This is a genomic window from Bacillus sp. WMMC1349, assembly GCF_013155385.1.
In the GTDB taxonomy this organism is placed as follows: domain Bacteria; phylum Bacillota; class Bacilli; order Bacillales; family Bacillaceae; genus Bacillus.
Genome location: NZ_JABJUQ010000007.1, coordinates 352,798 through 372,161, shown reverse-complemented (window position 1 = coordinate 372,161; position 19,364 = coordinate 352,798). Strand labels below are relative to the sequence as shown.

The window sequence follows — 19,364 nt, the reverse complement described above, 5'->3', positions numbered from 1 at the left end:
AGCATGCTTGACTTCCTCACATACCCATTTATGGAATGATAGCTCAACATATACTTGACTTAGTCAACCTTTTTGTTATAATTGACATCATCAACTATTGAAGGAGTGAATGTAGCGTCATGGAACCAAATCAATCTACACTTTTAAAATTCAGAAAGTTCAATCGATTTTACACAAATGTTTTAGGGTTTCTCAATGAACATATTTATGACAGTCCGTTTTCTTTAACGGAAACACGGATCTTATTTGAAATTCATCATACAGGTGAGTGCACAGCAAAGATGATTCAGGATAAACTCGGTTTAGATCGCGGTTATGTAAGTAGACTGATCAAGCATTTTGAGAAAGAAAAGATCATCTACAGAAAAAAAAGTGAAGAAGACAGCCGCCATCATTATATTTATTTAACTGAATTTGGCCAAACGATTTATAAAAAACTAGAAGCAAAAGCAAATCAGCAGATTGATTATATTCTCAAACAAATTGACGACCAGACCCAAAAAAAACTTGTCGAAGCAATGAATACAGTTGAATGTATTTTGTCTGAACACCTCTCACCTAAAAACGCAGAGATTTCAATAAGAGATTACTATATTTCTGATGATATTAAACTGATGATAGAAAAACAGCGAACCTTTTATGCCGAAACACACGGCTGGGATCATACATTTACAGACTACCTTCATGAAACATTTCATGCAAAGATCGAAAAAATTTGGATTGCCGAAAGTGCAGGAAGGTTTGCGGGATGTATTGGGCTTGTCAAGCTCGATGATCATACAGCACAGCTCAGATGGTTCCTTGTTGACCCCGCTTTTCATCGTAAAGGGATTGGAACTCGCCTTATTCAGCAGCTCGTCAATTATTGTCAAAGTATGAACTTTAAACAGATTATTCTTTGGACTGTCAAAACAATGAAAGAAGCACGGCCATTATATGAAAAATTTGGTTTCAAACAAACTGAAATCAAAGAAGCAACCTTATTATGGGGGCAAGTACTCCAAGAAGAACGTTGGGACTTAACATTAGCATGATAACTGGGAGGATTCATGAAACAAAAATTACACTATGCTTGGCTAATCGTTTTTGTGACATTTTTAACTTTATTAGCTGTCCAAGGTGTCCGTCTTTCATTTGGAGCCTTTATCAAGCCTTGGGAAGAAGATTTTTCACTTGATAGAGGAACAATTTCACTGATCTCCATGCTGAGCTTCATCGTTTACGGTGTATCACAGCCTGTCATTGGCAGGCTCGTTGATCGGGTTGGACCAAGAATTGTTTTATCATTGAGTACACTGTTAGTTGGGCTAAGTATCTTTTTTACAAATTTCGTCACTTCTTCTTGGCAGCTCTTTATTTTATACGGCATTATTGTCTCACTTGGTGTCGGCGGAGCATCAAATATAGCATCAACCGTTATTGTAACGAACTGGTTTAGTGAAAAACGCGGACTTGCTTTAGGCATAATGGAAGCAGGATTCGGAGCTGGCCAAATGCTGCTTGTCCCAGGATCGCTGTTACTTATTGATTGGTTTAATTGGAAAGTAACCGTCTGTGTCTTAGGAATCTTTTTAACACTCATCATATTTCCGATTGCCTGTTTGTTTTTAAGAAATAGCCCAACAGAAAAAAATATGCAACCTGTCGGCGGCTTCCATCAGTCTGGACCAACACACAAGACAACTGATCAATCGAAAAACATGTCGTATAAATCCGCTTTCATAAACAAAAAGTTTTGGTTGCTTATTATCCCGTTTTTTATTTGCGGATTTACGACAACAGGATTAATGGATACTCATCTTATTCCTTTTTCACATGACCACGGTTTTTCAACAAGCACGACCAGCATTGCGGTTAGTCTGCTCGCCGGTTTTAATATCATTGGCATTTTAATATCAGGACTGGTTGCAGATCGCTTCAGCAACAGAAAACTATTATGTTTTCTGTATGCAATGCGGGCTGTCTCGCTTATCATTTTGTTATCAAGCCATGAGCCGTTGCTTTTACTCGGGTTTGCTATTTTATTTGGTCTTGTCGATTTTGCGACCGTCACTCCGACACAAATGCTGGCTGCTCAATATTTTAGACAATATTCCGTCGGGTTTATTCTCGGCTGGCTGTTTTTCAGTCACCAAATCGGCTCGGCTCTAGGTGCCTATTTACCAGGAGTCTTGTACAGCCAATCAGGCAATTACAACCTATCTTTCACCATATCCATTATTTTATTAATAGGTGCCAGCCTGTTAAATATCTTGCTACCTGAGCCAAACACGAGCACTAGAAAGCTAGAAAATGAGACTCCATGCTAACGAAAAACCTGTTTTTGAGTGGTTCAAAAACAGGTTTTCCAGCACGATCTAGGAGAAATTTTGTTTTATTGCATGTTGCGAAAGAATTTAGGATGCTTTATTTTTATTATAAATATCAAACGCAACCGCCATCAGAAGGACCAATCCTTTAATAGCCTGCTGCCAATCAATGCCAAGTCCAAGCAAAGACATTCCGTTATTCATTACACCCATGACAAGACCACCGATAATTGCACCGCCGATTGTGCCAATTCCTCCATACGCAGATGCACCACCAATAAAACAAGCTGCAATTGCATCGAGTTCAAACAGGTTTCCGGCTTTTGGAGTGGCTGCATTTAAACGAGCTGCAAAGACGAGACCTGAAAGTGCGGCTAGTACACCCATATTAACAAAAACCATGAAGGTCATCCGCTTTGTTTTAATTCCCGAAAGTGCAGCCGCTTTTTCATTTCCGCCAATGGCATAGATTCTACGGCCGATAACGGTTTTCTTCATAACAAAGGAGTAGCCGGCTATCAAAATAAACAAGGTAATCAGAATAACCGGAATCCCTTCATAGGTCGCAAGAATATAAGTAAAGAGATTGATGATCGCCATTACAAAACATACTTTAACTGTGAATAAACCTTTACCCTGCAGATCAAATTTGTATTTTTTCTGCAGAGCTCTTTGCTGAAGGCAAAACAACAGATAGAGAATAGAAAGTCCAATTCCAATCACAATTGTTGTGAAGTGTAACATGTCACCGTTGAACCAGTCAGGAATAAAACCTGAAGCCATTCTTTGAAATGACACAGGGAAGGGAGCAATTGATTTTCCTTCTAGAACAATCATCGTCAATCCTCTAAACAGCAACATCCCTGCCAATGTGACAATAAAAGCAGGTATTTTCACATAGGCAATCCAAAACCCTTGCCAAGCCCCAATAAGCGCTCCCAATAATAATGACAAAATAACAGCGGCGAATAGTGGCATGTCATGTTCAACCATCATCATTGCTGATACTGCACCGACAAAAGCGGCAACTGAGCCAACTGATAAATCAATATGCCCCATAATAATGACGAGCATCATCCCAATAGCCAAAATAAGAATGTAACTATTTTGCAAAATCAAATTGGTTATATTTAATGGTCTGAGCAAAATACCGTCTGTTAGCACTTGAAAAAGCAGCATAATCAATACGAGCGCAATCATCATACTATATTTACGAATATTTTGTTTATACATTTCACGAAATAGCTGACGATACCCTGGCTGCGCCCGGTCTTTATCAGTTTGCACCGGTGTCTGCATAGCCCTCTTCTCCTTTCTTCGTGTGCATTGTCATATATTTCATCAATAACTCCTGATTCGCTTCATCTTTCGTAAATTCTGCTGTAATTGTTCCTTCACACATCGTATAAACCCTGTCACACATTCCCAGCAATTCAGGAAGTTCAGATGAAATCATGATGACCGCTTTTCCGTCTAAAGCTAGCTGATTCATAATCGTATAAATTTCGTATTTTGCGCCAACATCAATGCCTCGGGTCGGTTCATCCAAGATCAAAACGTCCGGCTCTGCAAAAATCCATTTACTCAACATTACCTTTTGCTGATTTCCGCCGCTTAAGTTCCCTGTTTGCTGATCAATATGAGGTGTTTTAATATTTAATTTTTGTCGGAATGTTTCCGCTTCAATTGTTTCTTTCCGCTCATTCAATACCATCCGGCGCGATACTTTTTCCAATTTAGCAAGTGTCATGTTTTCTTTAATGTTATTCATTAAAATGAGACCGTCACCTTTTCGGTCTTCTGTCACATACACAATCCCTTTTTTGATCGCTTCCCCAGTATGGCGCAACCGTATCTCTTGTCCATTTTTTTTCAGCGTCCCAGTCATATTTCTCCCATATGATTGACCGAAAATACTCATAGCCAACTCTGTTCTTCCTGACCCCATCAAGCCAGCAATTCCGACAATTTCACCTTTTCGGACTGATAAATTAACATTTTTGACTGCTTTTTGCCCTTCCCTAAAAGGATGATCAACTGACCAATCATGAACTTCAAAGACTGTCTCCTCAATGTTAGCGTTTCTGTGAGGATAACGATTTTGCAGTTCCCTGCCAACCATCCCTTTGATAATCCGGTTTTCTGTGAGCTGTTCGCTTTGTACATAAAGCGTTTCAATCGTCTGTCCGTCACGGAGTACCGTAATCGAATCTGCTATTTTCGTAATCTCATTTAATTTATGAGAAATCATAATTGAAGTAATTCCCTGCTTTTTCAGTTCCAGCAACAGTTGCAATAAGTTTTCTGAATCAGCCTCATTTAATGCAGCGGTCGGCTCATCCAAAATTAACAGCTGGACTTTTTTGGCAAGTGCTTTGGCAATTTCGGTTAACTGCTGTTTTCCCACTCCTATCTCTGAAATTAGTGTGTCAGGGGCTTCACGAAGCCCCACCATTTTCATGAGTTCAACCGTTTCTTGCTTTGTTTTTCTCCAATCAATGACACCGTTTTTCGCCTGTTCATTTCCGAGAAAGAGGTTTTCTGCAATTGAAAGTTGAGGGACCAAGGCCAGCTCTTGATGAATGATAACAATTCCCGCTTCCTCGCTCTGTCTTATATTTTTAAAACGGCAAACCGTTCCTTTATACAAAATATCGCCTGTATATGCCCCATGCGGATACACACCGCTTAACACTTTCATTAGTGTTGATTTACCGGCTCCATTTTCTCCACAGAGTGCATGAATTTCGCCTTCTTTGACACATAGATGAACATTGTCAAGTGCTTTAACACCAGGAAACTCTTTTGTAATCCCTTTCATTTCTAAGATGACATCTGACATGACGTCACTTCCCTAACTCCGATTTTTTATAGTAGCCGCTTTCTACTAAAAGCTTTTCATAATTCTTTTTATCGACAATGACAGGTTCAAGCAAATAAGATGGAACAACTTTTTTTCCATTATCATATGTTTTTGTGTCATTGACTTCAGCTTTCTCACCTTTAAGAATAGATCTCGTCATTTCAACCGCTTTTTTCGCTAGTTTTCTCGTATCTTTAAAAATCGTTGCTGTTTGTTCACCCTTGATAATCGATTTCACAGAAGCGAGCTCAGCATCCTGTCCGGTAATGATCGGCAACGGTTTCTTATCCGTTCCATAACCAGCTCCTTTTAATGACGAAATGACTCCAATACTTATTCCGTCAAATGGAGAAAGGACCGCATCAAGCTTTGCCTTTGTATAATGAGCACTTAACAAATTATCCATACGTGCTTGAGCTGTTGCTCCGTCCCATCTTAAAGTCGCTCCTTGTTCAAACGAAGTTTGCTTGCTTAACACCTTCAATTTGCCCGAATCAATATAAGGTTTTAATACCGACATCGCACCATCAAAGAAATAATGAGCATTATTATCATCAGGTGATCCGGCAAATAATTCAATGTTAAAAGGACCTTTTTTATTCTTTAAACCTAGCTTTTCTTCAATATATGACCCTTGCAGTTTACCAACTTTATAATTATCAAATGTCGCATAATAGTCTACATACTCGCTATTCATCAGCAGTCTGTCATAAGAAATGACTTTAATATCTTGTTTATGTGCTTTTTTTAGAACATCTGTTAATGCTTTTCCATCAATGGAAGCAATCACAAGGACATTTACACCTTTTGTAATCATATTTTCAATTTGTGCTACTTGGTTTTCGACAACATCTTCCGCATATTGTAAGTCTGTCTTAAACCCTAGTTTTTCAAACTCTTTCACCATATACTTTCCATCATAAACCCAGCGTTCTGATGATTTTGTCGGCATTGAAATTCCGACATAGCCTTTGTCTTTATCTCCGCCTGCCTGATTTCCCGAACAGGCTGAAACCGTGAAACATAGCAACAATGAAATGATGAACAGACAGCTTTTTTTCAAACCGATAAACCCCCTTTTATTTTTGTTCAAAGCCACTGTATCATTTCTTCAAGATCATCGTCTTTTGAATAAATTAACTATTTTTATAAAAAAACAACCTTTTTTTAAAGCGCTTACATCTTGTGGCGATATTGGTTTGGCGATGCACCTATCGTTTTCTTAAACACCGTGCTGAAATAGTGCTGTGTCTCATAACCTGTCTGTTCGGCAATCACATGAATCGGTAATGTCGTTGTTTTCAAAAGGTAAACCGCTTTTTGCATGCGCATCTCGGTTAACAGCTGGACAAATGTCATACCAAGTTCCTGCTTCATCATCCGACTTAAATAAACAGACGAGACTTGCAGTGTATCAGCCACCTGCTTTAAGGAAATCTCCCTTGAATCAAAATGCTTATGCATATATGCTTTGGCTCGTACAACAATTGGGGAAATATTGAAGGTTTGCGAAAGTTTTTGTTTACAAGTTTGATAGGCTTGTGCAATGGGTTGCCGCGCTTCTGTCAGATTCATAAAGACAACAGAAGTTCCTGCTTTTATTTCAACATTCAGCCTGTCTACAAACATCTGCTGTTCATGATTTGTGAATATGCGCCACAAACAGATGATGACTAGCCGTTCATCATTCAAAAAAACAGCTTTTTTAGTTTCCTCTACAAAAAATTGTTCTGTTACTTCCTTGACACGATCCACTTCATCCAGTTTTAACGAGCGAATCACACAGAGCATCCCGGGATGACTCGTCGGCAAGTGAAGAAATTTGAGCTGTTGTTCGACATCATTCTCAGACACCTGTCCATTAATCCATTTAAGAAAAAAGTGTTCCTTCAGAAGACCGAGGTTTTTTTGAAGATGACGTTCTTTCTGCTGTTCAGACAAAAGCGATTGACGGATCTTTTCCAACACTGCTTCAAGTTGTTGAGGCTCGATAGGCTTTAACAAATAGTCATCAACATGAAGACGAATCGCTTCTTGAGCATAGGAAAACCAGTCATATCCAGTCACAACGATAAAACGGCATTCAGGTAACTTTTTCCGGACTTTTTTCATTAATTCTAAACCGTTCATTATGGGCATATTCAAGTCAACAATCATAATATGAATTGAATGTTTAATCGCAAGTCCAAATGCTTCTTCACCATCTTCCGCTTCTGCTGAAACTTCCATCTGAAACTTTTTCCATAAAACAGCATCTCGTATTCCTTCCCGAATCCATGGTTCATCATCAGCAATCACTACCCGCCAATACTCATTCACATGTGTTCACTCCTTTTTTAAAATCGGAAGATGAATGGTGACGATGGTTCCAGCTCCTTTTTCACTCTCAACCTTTAATCCGTACGGCTCCCCAAAATTCAAGATGATCCTTTCATGGACATTGACCATTCCATACCCTTTTTCACTTTTTTGCTCTGTTAAATGTTTAGCTATCTCTTTTAACTGCTGCTCATCCATTCCAGCTCCATCATCCTCGACTTTGATGATCAGGACATTTTCTTGTTGTTCCCCCTTGATTTTTATGTGTCCAGGTCCTTTTTTCTCTTTAATGCCATGATATATCGCATTCTCGACAATCGGCTGAAGCACAAGTTTGAGAACGAGACGATTCTCAGAACATGCAGGTGCTTCAATCGAATAGTTCAGCTTATTTTGATAACGTGCTTTTTGGATTTTCAAATAGTTTTCAACATGCTCGAATTCGGCTGATAAAGGGATGATGTCATGACCTTTGCTCAATGATATACGGAACAGCTTTGATAGTGCCTGAACCAAATCTATAATGTCATCCGCCCCTTTTTTTCTCGCCATCCAGTTGATCGTATCAAGCGTATTATAGAGAAAGTGCGGATTGATTTGTGCCTGCAGCACTCTTAATTCAGCTTCCCTTTTTTGCCGCTCTTGTTTTTCTGTCAAAACCATTAACTCTTTAATTTTGAGCATCAAACTGTTAAAGCTTTTTCCTAAAAGACCGATCTCATCTTGTCTGTCCTCTTGATAAAGAATGGAAAAGTTGCCGCTTTCCGCTTGCTTCATAAAAGAATTCAGCCTTAAAATCGGTTTTGACATTGAGTATGATAAATAATACGAAGCTGTCATCCCTAAAAACGCCACCACTAATAAAAAAAGCAGTACATATAGATGAATATTTTTCACTTCTAATACCGGTTCACCCGCTTTAAAGACACCGACTATCGTCCAGTTTGTAAAAGCAGAAGTTTCATAAATGAACTGATAGTCTTCTCCTTTGAGCGATCGAGAGAAATCGCCTGATGATTTATTTTGAAACCACTGTCTTGGCAAAACGAACTTTGGAGCAGTTGGTGAATAAATATCACCGCCATTTTCATCCATAATCAATAGATAACCGGTTTTTCCTAAGCGGATATTTTCCGCTGCCTCTGCTAACACCCTTAGCTTCAAGTCAATTAAAATGACACCTTTGACACGCTGTGAACCTGGATCAATCACTGCTCTAACAGCTGAGACAACTTCATCTTCGCGATAGTGAACATGATTTCTTACATTGCGATTGACCGGCTTTCCAATCATTTTAAAAATCCCTTCATTTTTAACTGCTTCCTTATACCAAGGTTCCTTTGCCAAATTGGTCGGTGTCCGTGCATACATCTCATTGCTGATCATCTCTCCTTTATTATTGACAACCAGTATCCCTGCCGTTTCTGAATAAAGAGAAGTTAACCCTTGCAAAAATTTTCTCCGTTTGTAATCTGCTTCACTATCACCTTTTTCATGTTGAAAAAACGCATCCATCTCTTCATTCATCGAAATCAAATACGAAAGGTTTTGCATATGACTGACATACACTTCAGTCGTTTTGTTCACTTCACCTATCAACTGTAATGTTTGATTGATCACCTGTTGCTCAATGATATTTTCGACTGCCCATCCTGAGAAAATACCTAGACCAATGGACGGCAGCATGCTAATTAAAAGAAGTAGACTGACCAATTTGTAACGGATCTGCACATTGTTGATCGTCAGTTTTTTTCTCCGTCTAATCGTTTGCATAATAATGATCCACATTGTTTTTCGTGATTATCGTCACCCCTGTATCTATCGAGGCTGGCAGTGAACGGGAATGATGATTGGCGAGAAACAACATGTGCAGCGACCAGTACCCCATCTGCCAAGTATCTTGTCCGAGGGTAGCCGCTATCGATCCATCTTTTATGCCATCAAGTGTTTTTTTGTCTTTGTCAAAACCAATTACACTGACCTTCCCTTGCAATCCTGCTGCTTTTACAGCTTGGGCCACTCCCCGTGCGCCATTCGCTTCAGTCGCAAAAATCCCTTTCATATTCGGATTTTTTTTCAAAATAGCCAGCGCTTGTTTTTTTGATGTGAGTTCATCCCCTTTGCCGTCCAGCACCGCTGACACCTTCATATTCGGGTATTTTTGGAGGATCGTTTTTTGAAAACCTTTCGTCCTCTCTTGCTGATTGTACTGACGCGGCTGGGTGATAACCGCAGTCTCCCCGTTTTGATCGAGTAGTTCGGCCATTTGCTGAGCAGCAACAGAACCCGCTTCGCCGTTATTTGTTCCGATATATGTCAAAGCTTTACTTGAAGGCGCATCTGAGTCAAATAAAACAATCGGAATTCCTTGCTCATGCGCCTTATTAATAGCTGGAGTCAACGCCTCTGGATCAATTACCGAGAGCGCAATTCCTGCTGGTTTTTTCGCAATGACTTGTTCAAGCACAGTGATTTGTTCATGAACGTCATAATGAGCCGCTCCGCGATATTCAACAGACACATGAAACAACTGTGCTCCATCTTCAAAACCTTTCAAACCGCTTTTCCAATACTCAATCCCTGACTGAAACGTCACCATCACAAACTTTTCCGACAGTTTCCCGGTTAAAGGAGCTTCATCTTTCAATGAACTGGTTTTTTCACTGCGAGCATAATTGAAAATATAAAGAGAAAACAACCCAAGTACAACTCCATAAACAACTAACAGCTTTTTCATTTTGACCCTCCTGTCGGTTATAGTAGAAGACAACGCTTTCATCATCTGAAACAACTAATCTATTTGACATGGTGCCCGAAAATCCCTGTTTTGATTTAAAAAGAGTCTTTTGTTTCCTTAAAATTACCTTAAATTGCGGGAGTTTAAGCATAGTGAAGAAGGTATTAAGACCTAGCCCTTAATACCTAATCCTTTTTGTCTTTTCTGTTATATCAACCTTATCCACTCTTTTATGAAGACAAAGACAAAAATTACTAGTCCTTTAATCCTATTCATCCGTTATATTGCATAAGGTAAAATAATAAAGTCGTCCAATAACAAGTCTATTCTTAAAGGAGGATCGGTTCATGATAGATACAATTTATTTAAATTTAATGAAAGGTGCATTAACAGGCAAAAAAGAAGATCTTAAAGAACTGAAAAAATGCAAAAAAGATCTAAAAACAAAGCACCAAGAATTTACCGATTGGAAAAAAAACATTAAAAAACCTGGGCTCTCATCAACAACATGGCAGGGAAGTCTTGCTGATTCATTTAAAACCGCCCGAAACAAAATGAAAACAGACTACAATGATATTGAAGGCAAGCAATTTGATGATCTATTCAAAAAAATAAACAAAGAGATTTCCTCTATAGAATCAGATATCAAATCACTCAAAGAAGATATCCATTCACAAGAGAAGAAAATTGAAAAGCAAGAAAAGCAAGAAAGGCAAGAAAAGCTTCAAAAGGAAAAAGAAAAAAACAAAGCACACCACTAAAGGAGACAGAAAGATGGGCAAAGAAATCAAAATCAAATCCGGTGAAGTCAAACACGCGCTCTCGACCCTCAAAAATGCCACAAAGACGACAAAGACAACTGTACCGACAGACATTAAAGGCAAAAACAACCTTGATGTCGTCAAAAAAATTGAGGGTATGAACAAAGATTTAAAAAATTTAACAGATGAGTATGATCAAGCATTCTCATTGCAAATCGCCCAAACCGAAGCAGCCATAGAAATGATGGAAGATGCGGACAAAAAGGCTGCTTCATCGATAAAAGGCAAGTAGGAAGGCAGGGACGTTTAAATTGAAAACATTAGATGTTCAAGAATTTCATAATGGTCTTGACCAAACATTGACCGAATTAAAAAAGCAAGAAAAAGACATCACAAAAGTAAAGCAAGCCGTTAAAGGCATCACTTCTCTTGATGATGCCTTAAAAGGAGCAGGCGGAGAAGCGATCCGTTCCTTCTATGAAGAATGCCACACAACATTTCTGCTTTTCTATGAATCTTTTATCTCAGACTACAAAGGAATTTTAGAAAAGACGAAAAAAGCCCTAAGCTCCCTCGAACCGACCGAAAACGGCTATATTTCAGAGAAATTTCTCAAAGATGAACTTGAATCAGGTGTCAACAAAGCCAAAAAAACAACAATGAATATGACCGATGAAACCAATGAAATTATCAAAAAGGTCAACCATATTATCAATCTGCCTGACCTTGATGACAGTGGTGTCATCGAAAATGCCCAAAAAACAACAACAGAAATTGACCAAACCCTTGAAAAACTTCACACTTTCGATCGTGAACAAACTGACGCCCTCAAAACAGCAAGGCAAGATTTAGATATGATGAAGCAGTACATCGACCAATTGAAGAAGATGTATACGACCCCTAAGGTGGAGATTGATAAGTATAAAAGCGGGTCGATGTTGAATCCTGAAAATGCAAATGATCCCAATCAACTTCCGTTCAGCTTAGAGGCTCAAATACAAAAAGCTCAAGGAACACCAATGGAGAGAATGCTGAAGCGCTTGAGTGAAAAAAACAAAGATGGTAATATTAATAATGTTATAAATAGTGATTCTTCAAAGGGTGTATTTTCAGAAGCAGAACAATCGTCTGATTTTGAGATGAAAAAAGAAATAACTGGGGGATTTGGAGCTCACGGTGCTGGTAATGCTAGTTTAAGTTTTTCAAATAAAGATTATGAAGCAAAAGCTCAATTTAATGGGAGTATCCTTGATACGAATAGCGCTTTTAAAGACAAAGGTGAAGGTGAAAAACCAATTTCTTTTCAGATGGGAAGTGTTGGTCTTGAAGGATCTGTTCCGTATCATCCAAAGGGTCTTGCAACTAGTCTTATAACGAACAAATTAATAGGGTTTAAAGGTGAAGCTAATGGATTAAAGGCAGAATTTGATCACAAAAAATCACCTGTAAGTGTTGGTGTTGATGTCGGTCACGCTGAGGCTGGTGCAAGTATAGAAAATTATTCAGCAAGTGTAGGTGCTTCAGCCAGTGTTGCAGACGCAGAGGTTGTTGTTTCTCCGTTTAACTGGGGTGGTTATAAACCTCTTGAAGATTGGTTTGGCTGCGAATGGGAGCCATATATAGGTACTAGTGCTAGTATTGGAGGAGTAGGTGCTGAGGCTAAAGTTGGTTTAGAAAATGAAATTAAAGCCGCATTTGGTGTGGGTATCGGTTTTAAATTCGGTATTGAACGAGAAGAAGAAGAATAGGAGGCTTTTTATGAATCAAGGAAAAGATTTCTTAAATAAAAAAATGAATGAGGTAATGATCATCTTCACTATTTTATTTCCTATATTCGGTATTATTTTTATAATAGCGACAATATGGGCTATGAAAGATCAATATCTGTCTAAAATCCCCTTTATTGTATCAGTGTTTAGTATAATTTTTTTCATTTTCCCATTAATATTACACTTTTATCGAACGAAAATCTGGTTGAAAAAACATCCTGAACTTCAAAGGAGGACGAAATAATATGCTTCATAATGACGAGGGAAATCTATCTGAGGATTGGTTACCTATTGGCACCGTTGTGAAAATTAAAAAGGTTCGGAAGCCGATTATGATTTACGGAAGAAACCAAATTCAATCTTCAAGTCAAACACAATTTGATTATGTCTCAGTCCCGTATCCTGAAGGCAATATTAATGAAGATTATAACCTATTTTTTAATCATTATATGATAGAAGAGATATTACATATGGGTTATATGACAAACGAAGAACACAACCTTCAAAAAAACTTAGGACCTAAAATGAACAATAAGGATGTTGAATAATGGAATTTTGGAAGATGTATAGAAAAAAAATTGTGATATTCTTATACTGCTTTTTTTCAATTGGATTCAGTTTTGCCGCACTAGTTATTCCCGATTTAACATGGGGTGAACGATTAGGTATAATCTTGTCTGAATTTGTTATGCTGAGTATTGTTATTTTTATTGGTTATAAAATTTGTAATAAAATTTTCCTTGGCCGTTTCAAATAAACAGAAGACAATATTTTTTGATTAACATTAGCAACTAAACCAACAAGCATCTCGTATCGGGATGCTTTCTATTATGTTCACCCAAATTCCAGAATGCATTATGACAAACAATACTAAAATGATAGCTAGATCTCTGTTAGAGGTATAGAAGCGAATCTTATCAAATTTTAGGAGGTTTTCTTTGATGAAACGAAGAAATAAAATGATTCTGTACATTTATCTTTTCTATGCAATAGGTATTATGTTTACTTCCCTATTGATTCCTTCAGACGATTGGGTGGAAAGAACCGGCGTTATTATAACTCACTTGCTTTTACTGGCTTTAGCTGTTTTTTTCATTGGTAAAGCAACAGACTTAAAGGATGAGACAAAAAGTAATTCCTTCGCAAAACAGTTTTGGAGAAAATACAGAAAACCAATTATGATTTCTTTCTATGTCTACGGCCTCATTGTCGTCTTTATGGTCGTCTTTTCTCTCCCTAGCTTTTCATTATTGTGGAAGATTATAATGTCTATTCTCTTATTTTTTGGAGTAAGTATCGGCTGTTTTGTTGGCGATAAAGTGACTAGTAAAATGTTATTGAAATAGGTATAGGCAGTAGATTTGTTGCCCATTCTATTGGATTCAAGTGTGGTTTATTAGATTAGGAGGCATTTTATGAATCAAGGACAAGATTTTTTAAACAAAAGAATAAATGAGGCAATGATCATCTTCACTATTTTATTTCCTGTAGTCGGTATATTCTTATAATAGCGACAATATGGGCTATGAAAGATCAATATCTGTCTAAAATCCCCTTTGTTGTATCAGTGTTTAGTATATTTTTCTTCATTCTCCCATTAATATTACACTTTTATCGAACGAAAATTTGGTTGAAAAAACATCCTGAACTTCAAAAAAGACGGATGAAATAATGGTTACCTATTGGGACCATTGTGAAAATTAAAAAGGTTCGGAAGCCTATTTTGATTTATGGAAGGAATCAAATTCAATCTTCAAGTCAAACACAATTTGATTATGTTCTCAGTCCCGTATCCTGAAGTCAACAATCATTATATGATAGAAGAGATATTACATATGGGTTATATGACAAACGAAGAACACAACCTTCAAAAAAACTTAGACCTAAAATGGTCAATAAGGATGTTGAATAATGGAATTTTGGAAGATGTATAGAAAAAAAATTGTGATATTCTTATACTGCTTTTTTTCAATTGGATTCAGTTTTGCCGCGCTAGTTATTCCCGATTTAACATGGGGTGAACGATTAGGTATAATCTTGTCTGAATTTGTTATGCTGAGTATTGTTATTTTTATTGGGTATAAGATTTGTAATAAAATTTTCCTTGGCCGTTTCAAATAAACAGAAGACAAAATTTTTTGATTAACATTAGCAACTAAACCACCAAGCATCTTGTATCGGGATGCTTTCTATTATGTTCACCCAAATTCTAGATTACGGAAGATTATAATGTCTATTCTCTTATTTTTTGGAGTAAGTATCGGCTGTTTTGTTGGCGATAAAGTGACTAGTAAAATGTTATTGAAATAGGTATAGACAGTAGAGTTGTTGCCCATTCTATTGGATTCAAGTGTGGTTTATTAGATTAGGAGGCATTTTATGAATCAAGGAAAAGATTTTCTAAACAAAAGAATAAATGAGGCAATGATCATCTTCACTATTTTGTTCCCAACAATGGGTATCTTGGTTGTCATTATGATAATATGGGCTTTAGTAGATCAATATCCGTCTCAAATTCCCTTTTTTGTTTCACTTGTAAGTATATTTTTTTTCATTCTGCCATTAATATTACACTTTTATCGAACGAAAATTTGGTTGAAAAAACATCCTGAACTTCAAATAAGACGGACGAAATAAGGAAGTAAACATTTGAGATATACAATTATCAATTCTCTATCAAGGATTTATTAGTTTGGAGGAACTATGACTACCGAAATTTTTGTGGAATATACAGAATACGCAATATGTGCCGTTATAGCTGCTCAACTTGCTTTTGGTTTGACTATTTTTCTACTTAGCAGTGTCATGATGGAGTATTATGAATGGGGGACTTTTAAAAATCCTACGAATCGATTCAAAAAATCCGTTAATTTTGGATTTGCACTCTTTTTTGGTTCGGGTTACTTTGTTTACAAACGATTATACAAATATAATTGGTTTCTCAGAAAGCTCTATTTTTTACTTTTTCTTGTAGTCAGTGGAATTTTAAGTGTTTTTATTATTCTTATTGTATCTGATATTTTGCATTATATTTTTAAAGTTTAATATTAAAGGAAGTGAAACCATTGAAACATATTTTAACATGTACATCTGAAGAACTGGGAATTTTAGTGGGTTTATGCGATTATCCTGGTGTTGCAAAAGGAATTATGGAAGCTTCATTAGGAAAGAAATCAAGTAAAGAATGGGATGCCATTGCCGCCTCAACGTTTAGCAATTGATATTAAAAGGGTATTGGGATGAAGAAAAAGGCACAAAAGACGATAACCCCTTTACCGAAGACATGCAGCAATTTATTATTTCCTATGTCAATTCAAAACAGATGATTCGCTGTTCAAACTTGAAAAATAAAAATATTTTAATGCTTCATCAAATTGAAAAAGAAACATGGCTTTTCCACATCATTGATCGTGACATCATCCATGAATTTGCCTATGTAGAGCAACAGGAGATTCCCAAGCTCATTAATGATTATTATCATTTTTCACCTGAAAAAGACTTTTCCCCTTTAGAATTGCGTCTTTCAGATCAGTGTTTTGACTGGCTTAGTAAAAAAGAAAAGATACAAAAAGTTCGCAAAAAAAGTTCTTTTTCTACTAAGGAAGAACAATGTTTCAATCAGTTGATAAAAGATCTAGAAGAAAATGAGTGGTCACTAAATAATATTTCAATTTTTCATATTCCAAATTTAGATGACGATCCAATGTTAATTAATATTTCTTTCTTTATTCCATCTGTACATGGCATTTGGGTTGCTAAGTATGATGAACACCATGAAAAACCTGTCCATATTTCATTATATAATCTTGAACAATGGCACGATTTAACGAAAAGTATTGAAAGTTTTGCTATTGTAAAAATTATCCTTCATAGATAAAGCTGTCTAAAAAGTCCTTTTTCAACATGAATTAGGGGAAATTGCGAGACTCCTACGGGAACAGCGAGCCAGGCGAGACCCCACAGGAGCAAGGAACGAGCTCCGAGGAGGCTCGCGGAAAGCGAGCAAATTTCCCAATATGTATTTATCCACACTGCTTTCAGGACACCCCCCCCATGCGAGCTTTCAAATTGAATGTACAACTAAAAGCTGATTCGTAATTTCAATGTACTTAGGTTCTCTTGGGGATTTTTACTGATTAGAACAAGAAGAATAGGAGGCTTTTTATGAATGATGCAAAAGATTTTCTAAACAAAAGAATAAATGAGGCAATGATCATCTTCACTATTTTGTTCCCAACAATGGGTATCTTGGTTGTCATTATGACAATATGGGTTTTAGGAGAGCAAGCACCTTCAGAAATTCCCGTGGCAGTATCCGTTATTAGTATATTTTTCTTCATTCTCCCATTAATATTACACTTTTATCGAACGAAAATTTGGTTGAAAAAACATCCTGAACTTCAAAAAAGACGGATGAAATAATGGTTACCTATTGGGACCATTGTGAAAATTAAAAAGGTTCGGAGGCCTATTTTGATTTATGGAAGGAATCAAATTCAATCTTCAAGTCAAAAGCAATTTGATTATGTCTCAGTCCCATATCCTGAAGGCAACATTAATCAATATTTAGGTTTAAAGAAATGAACATGGAGATATACAATTATCAATTCTCTATTGAGGATTTATTAGTTTGGAGGAGCCTTGTCTACTGAAATTTTTGTGGAATATATACAGTACGCAATATGCGCCATTATATTGCTCAATTTGCTTATGGTTTGACTATTTTTCTACTTATCAGTATCATGATGGAGTATTATGAATGGGGTAGTTTTAAAAATCCGTGAATTTTGAAACTGCACTTTTTTTGGTTCAGGTTACTTTGTTCTGATAAAACTAGTTTTATAAGTATTATTATATTCAGAATTTAATGAAAAAAGGAAGTGAAACCATTGGAACACATCTTAACATGTACATCCGAAGAACTAGGAATGATAGCAAGTATATGCGGTTTTCACGGTGCTGCAAAAGAAATTATGGAAGCCTCATTAGGAAAAAGATCAGATGAACAATGGGATGCAATTGCTGCCTCAACGATTAATCAATTAATATTAAAAGGGTATTGGGATGAAGAAAAAAGCGCAAAAAACGAAAACCCCTTTACCGAAGACATGCAGCAATTCATTACTTCCTATTTGAATTCAAGGCAGTTAATTCACTGTTACTTGAAAGATAAAAATATTTTAATGCTGCATCACATTGAAAAAGAATTATGGCTTCTCCACATTATTGATCGTGACATCATCCATGAATTTGCCTATGTAGAACAACAGGAGATTTCAAATCTAATTATTGATTATTATCATTTTTCACCTAAAAAAGACTTTTTCCCTTTGGAATTGCGTCTTTCAGATCAGTGTTTTGACTGGCTTAGAATAAAAGAAAAGGTACAAACAATTCGCAAAGAAAGTTTTTTTTCTACTACGGAGGAGCATTGTTTCAATCAGTTGATAGAAGATCTAGAAGAAAATGAGTGGTCAATAAATAGTATTTCAATTTTTCATATTCCAGATTTAGATGTCGGTTCAAAGTTAACTAATATTACTTTCTTTATTCCATCTGCACATGGGGTTTGGGTTGTTAAATATGATGAACACCATGAAAAACCTGTCCATATTTCATTATATAATCTTGAACAATGGTATGATTTAACGAAGAGCATTGAAAGTTTTGCCATTATGTAAAAATTCCCCTTCCTAGATAAAGCTGTCTAAAAAGTCCTTTTTCAACATGAATCAGGGGAAATTGCGAGACTCCTGCGGAAACAGCGAGCCAGGCGAGACCCCGCAGGTGCAAGGAACGAGCTCCGAGGAGACTCGCAGAAAGCGAGCAAATTTCCCAATATTTATTCATCCACACTGCTTTTAGGACCTCCATGCGAGCTTTCAAATTGAGTGAACAACTAAAAGCTGATTCGTAATTTCAATGTCCTTACATTCTCTTGGGGATTTTTACTAATTAGAACAAGAAGAATGAGAGACTTTTTATGATTGATGCAAAAGATTTTCTAAACAAAAGAATAAATGAGGCAATGATCATCTTCACTATTTTATTTCCGATATCCGGTATAATTCTTATAATAACGACAATCTGGGCTATGAAGGATCAATATCTGTCTAAAATCCCCTTTGTTATATCAATGTTTAGTATATTTTCTTCATTCTCCCATTAATATTACACTTTTATCAAACGAAAATTTGGTTGAAAAAACATCCTGAACTTCAAAAAAGACGGATGAAATAATGATTACTTATTCGCACCATTGTGAAAATTAAAATGGTTCGGAAGCCCATTATGGAAAAAACCAAAAAAATTTGATTATGTCTCAGTCCCATATCCTGAAGGCACATTAATCAATATTTAGGGTTTAAGAAAGTAAACATTAGAGATATCACATCATCAATTCTCTATTGAAGATTTATTAGTTTGGAGGAGCCATGTCTACCGAAATTTTTGTGGAATATATACAGTACGCAATATGTGCCATTTTAGGTGCTCAATTTGCTTATGGTTTGACTATTTTTCTACTTAGCAGTGTCATGATGGAGTATTATGAATGGGGTACTTTTAAAAACCCTACGAATCGATTCCAAAAATCCGTGAATTTTG

The 19,364-nt window shown here is 36.7% G+C and carries 21 protein-coding genes; 15 read left to right on the top strand and 6 right to left on the bottom strand.

The window, feature by feature from the left end; translation table 11 throughout:
• Positions 1–119 precede the first annotated feature (119 nt).
• Positions 120–1,034 carry a bifunctional helix-turn-helix transcriptional regulator/GNAT family N-acetyltransferase gene (locus HOO54_RS04435; RefSeq protein ID WP_172292928.1) on the top strand — a complete coding sequence of 305 codons (915 nt, stop codon included), beginning with the start codon at positions 120–122 and terminating at the stop codon, positions 1,032–1,034.
• A gap of 15 nt (positions 1,035–1,049) precedes the next feature.
• Entirely contained in the window at positions 1,050–2,309 is a 1,260-nt protein-coding gene (locus HOO54_RS04430; protein WP_172292926.1) for an MFS transporter, read from the top strand.
• Between the two features lie 87 nt (positions 2,310–2,396).
• On the opposite strand, the gene mmsB is transcribed toward HOO54_RS04430, so the two are convergent.
• The 6 genes from mmsB to HOO54_RS04400 all read right to left on the bottom strand — a co-directional run bounded on the left by mmsB (position 2,397) and on the right by HOO54_RS04400 (position 10,228).
• Positions 2,397–3,608 carry a multiple monosaccharide ABC transporter permease gene (gene mmsB, locus HOO54_RS04425; RefSeq protein WP_172292924.1) on the bottom strand — a complete coding sequence of 404 codons (1,212 nt, stop codon included), beginning with the start codon at positions 3,606–3,608 and terminating at the stop codon, positions 2,397–2,399.
• Positions 3,586–5,151 (bottom strand): multiple monosaccharide ABC transporter ATP-binding protein, encoded by a 1,566-nt coding sequence (gene mmsA / locus HOO54_RS04420; protein WP_172292922.1) that lies wholly within the window; start codon positions 5,149–5,151, stop codon positions 3,586–3,588. Before mmsA ends, mmsB begins: the two co-directional genes overlap by 23 nt.
• 4 nt (positions 5,152–5,155) lie before the next feature.
• Complete coding sequence (chvE, locus tag HOO54_RS04415; RefSeq protein WP_172292920.1) at positions 5,156–6,235, bottom strand: multiple monosaccharide ABC transporter substrate-binding protein; 1,080 nt, start codon at positions 6,233–6,235, stop codon at positions 5,156–5,158.
• A 113-nt stretch (positions 6,236–6,348) separates the two neighbouring features.
• Positions 6,349–7,491, bottom strand: coding sequence for a response regulator transcription factor (locus HOO54_RS24875; protein WP_172292918.1), 1,143 nt, complete (start codon positions 7,489–7,491; stop codon positions 6,349–6,351).
• A gap of 6 nt (positions 7,492–7,497) precedes the next feature.
• Entirely contained in the window at positions 7,498–9,264 is a 1,767-nt protein-coding gene (locus HOO54_RS04405; protein ID WP_301539271.1) for a cache domain-containing sensor histidine kinase, read from the bottom strand.
• Positions 9,251–10,228 carry a substrate-binding domain-containing protein gene (locus HOO54_RS04400; protein ID WP_172292914.1) on the bottom strand — a complete coding sequence of 326 codons (978 nt, stop codon included), beginning with the start codon at positions 10,226–10,228 and terminating at the stop codon, positions 9,251–9,253. Before HOO54_RS04400 ends, HOO54_RS04405 begins: the two co-directional genes overlap by 14 nt.
• A gap of 347 nt (positions 10,229–10,575) precedes the next feature.
• On the opposite strand from HOO54_RS04400, the gene HOO54_RS04395 reads away from it, so the two are divergent.
• The 13 genes from HOO54_RS04395 (at position 10,576) to HOO54_RS04335 (ending at position 18,439) form a co-directional block, all read left to right on the top strand.
• Positions 10,576–10,989 (top strand): YwqH-like family protein, encoded by a 414-nt coding sequence (locus tag HOO54_RS04395; protein ID WP_172292912.1) that lies wholly within the window; start codon positions 10,576–10,578, stop codon positions 10,987–10,989.
• A 13-nt stretch (positions 10,990–11,002) separates the two neighbouring features.
• Positions 11,003–11,281 (top strand): DUF5344 family protein, encoded by a 279-nt coding sequence (locus HOO54_RS04390; protein ID WP_172292910.1) that lies wholly within the window; start codon positions 11,003–11,005, stop codon positions 11,279–11,281.
• 19 nt (positions 11,282–11,300) lie between these two features.
• A complete protein-coding gene (locus HOO54_RS04385; RefSeq protein ID WP_172292908.1) occupies positions 11,301–12,737 on the top strand; it encodes a ribonuclease YeeF family protein in 1,437 nt (478 codons plus the stop codon).
• Between the two features lie 266 nt (positions 12,738–13,003).
• Entirely contained in the window at positions 13,004–13,306 is a 303-nt protein-coding gene (locus HOO54_RS04380) for a DUF4176 domain-containing protein (RefSeq protein ID WP_172292906.1), read from the top strand.
• 393 nt (positions 13,307–13,699) lie between these two features.
• Positions 13,700–14,104 (top strand): hypothetical protein, encoded by a 405-nt coding sequence (locus HOO54_RS04375; protein WP_172292904.1) that lies wholly within the window; start codon positions 13,700–13,702, stop codon positions 14,102–14,104.
• Between the two features lie 384 nt (positions 14,105–14,488).
• On the top strand, positions 14,489–14,692 hold the full coding sequence (locus HOO54_RS04365) for a hypothetical protein (RefSeq protein ID WP_253907614.1): 204 nt from the start codon (positions 14,489–14,491) through the stop codon (positions 14,690–14,692).
• 445 nt (positions 14,693–15,137) lie between these two features.
• On the top strand, positions 15,138–15,395 hold the full coding sequence (locus tag HOO54_RS04360) for a hypothetical protein (RefSeq protein ID WP_172292902.1): 258 nt from the start codon (positions 15,138–15,140) through the stop codon (positions 15,393–15,395).
• Between the two features lie 66 nt (positions 15,396–15,461).
• Positions 15,462–15,803, top strand: coding sequence for a hypothetical protein (locus tag HOO54_RS04355; protein WP_172292900.1), 342 nt, complete (start codon positions 15,462–15,464; stop codon positions 15,801–15,803).
• Positions 15,804–15,823: 20 nt separating this feature from the next.
• A complete protein-coding gene (locus HOO54_RS24070; protein ID WP_253907613.1) occupies positions 15,824–15,979 on the top strand; it encodes a hypothetical protein in 156 nt (51 codons plus the stop codon).
• Entirely contained in the window at positions 15,976–16,635 is a 660-nt protein-coding gene (locus HOO54_RS04350; RefSeq protein WP_253907612.1) for a hypothetical protein, read from the top strand. The genes HOO54_RS24070 and HOO54_RS04350 overlap by 4 nt, the downstream gene beginning before the upstream one ends.
• Positions 16,636–16,922: 287 nt before the next feature.
• Positions 16,923–17,180 (top strand): hypothetical protein, encoded by a 258-nt coding sequence (locus HOO54_RS04345; protein ID WP_172292898.1) that lies wholly within the window; start codon positions 16,923–16,925, stop codon positions 17,178–17,180.
• A 9-nt stretch (positions 17,181–17,189) separates the two neighbouring features.
• Positions 17,190–17,342, top strand: coding sequence for a DUF4176 domain-containing protein (locus HOO54_RS04340; RefSeq protein ID WP_172299342.1), 153 nt, complete (start codon positions 17,190–17,192; stop codon positions 17,340–17,342).
• Positions 17,343–17,647: 305 nt separating this feature from the next.
• Positions 17,648–18,439 carry a hypothetical protein gene (locus HOO54_RS04335; protein ID WP_172292896.1) on the top strand — a complete coding sequence of 264 codons (792 nt, stop codon included), beginning with the start codon at positions 17,648–17,650 and terminating at the stop codon, positions 18,437–18,439.
• Positions 18,440–19,364 lie beyond the last annotated feature (925 nt).

Excerpts from the sequence above, each read along its gene's own strand:
- HOO54_RS04405 (WP_301539271.1), bottom strand. The coding sequence starts at position 9,264 with ATGCAAACGATTAGACGGAGAAAAAAACTGACGATCAACAATGTGCAG.
- HOO54_RS04380 (WP_172292906.1), top strand. The coding sequence starts at position 13,004 with ATGCTTCATAATGACGAGGGAAATCTATCTGAGGATTGGTTACCTATT.
- HOO54_RS04360 (WP_172292902.1), top strand. The coding sequence starts at position 15,138 with ATGAATCAAGGAAAAGATTTTCTAAACAAAAGAATAAATGAGGCAATG.
- HOO54_RS04375 (WP_172292904.1), top strand. The coding sequence starts at position 13,700 with ATGAAACGAAGAAATAAAATGATTCTGTACATTTATCTTTTCTATGCA.
- HOO54_RS04390 (WP_172292910.1), top strand. The coding sequence starts at position 11,003 with ATGGGCAAAGAAATCAAAATCAAATCCGGTGAAGTCAAACACGCGCTC.
- HOO54_RS04435 (WP_172292928.1), top strand. The coding sequence starts at position 120 with ATGGAACCAAATCAATCTACACTTTTAAAATTCAGAAAGTTCAATCGA.
- HOO54_RS04365 (WP_253907614.1), top strand. The coding sequence starts at position 14,489 with ATGGAAGGAATCAAATTCAATCTTCAAGTCAAACACAATTTGATTATG.
- HOO54_RS04345 (WP_172292898.1), top strand. The coding sequence starts at position 16,923 with ATGAATGATGCAAAAGATTTTCTAAACAAAAGAATAAATGAGGCAATG.
- HOO54_RS04395 (WP_172292912.1), top strand. The coding sequence starts at position 10,576 with ATGATAGATACAATTTATTTAAATTTAATGAAAGGTGCATTAACAGGC.
- HOO54_RS04355 (WP_172292900.1), top strand. The coding sequence starts at position 15,462 with ATGACTACCGAAATTTTTGTGGAATATACAGAATACGCAATATGTGCC.
- HOO54_RS04400 (WP_172292914.1), bottom strand. The coding sequence starts at position 10,228 with ATGAAAAAGCTGTTAGTTGTTTATGGAGTTGTACTTGGGTTGTTTTCT.
- HOO54_RS04430 (WP_172292926.1), top strand. The coding sequence starts at position 1,050 with ATGAAACAAAAATTACACTATGCTTGGCTAATCGTTTTTGTGACATTT.
- mmsB (WP_172292924.1), bottom strand. The coding sequence starts at position 3,608 with ATGCAGACACCGGTGCAAACTGATAAAGACCGGGCGCAGCCAGGGTAT.
- mmsA (WP_172292922.1), bottom strand. The coding sequence starts at position 5,151 with ATGTCAGATGTCATCTTAGAAATGAAAGGGATTACAAAAGAGTTTCCT.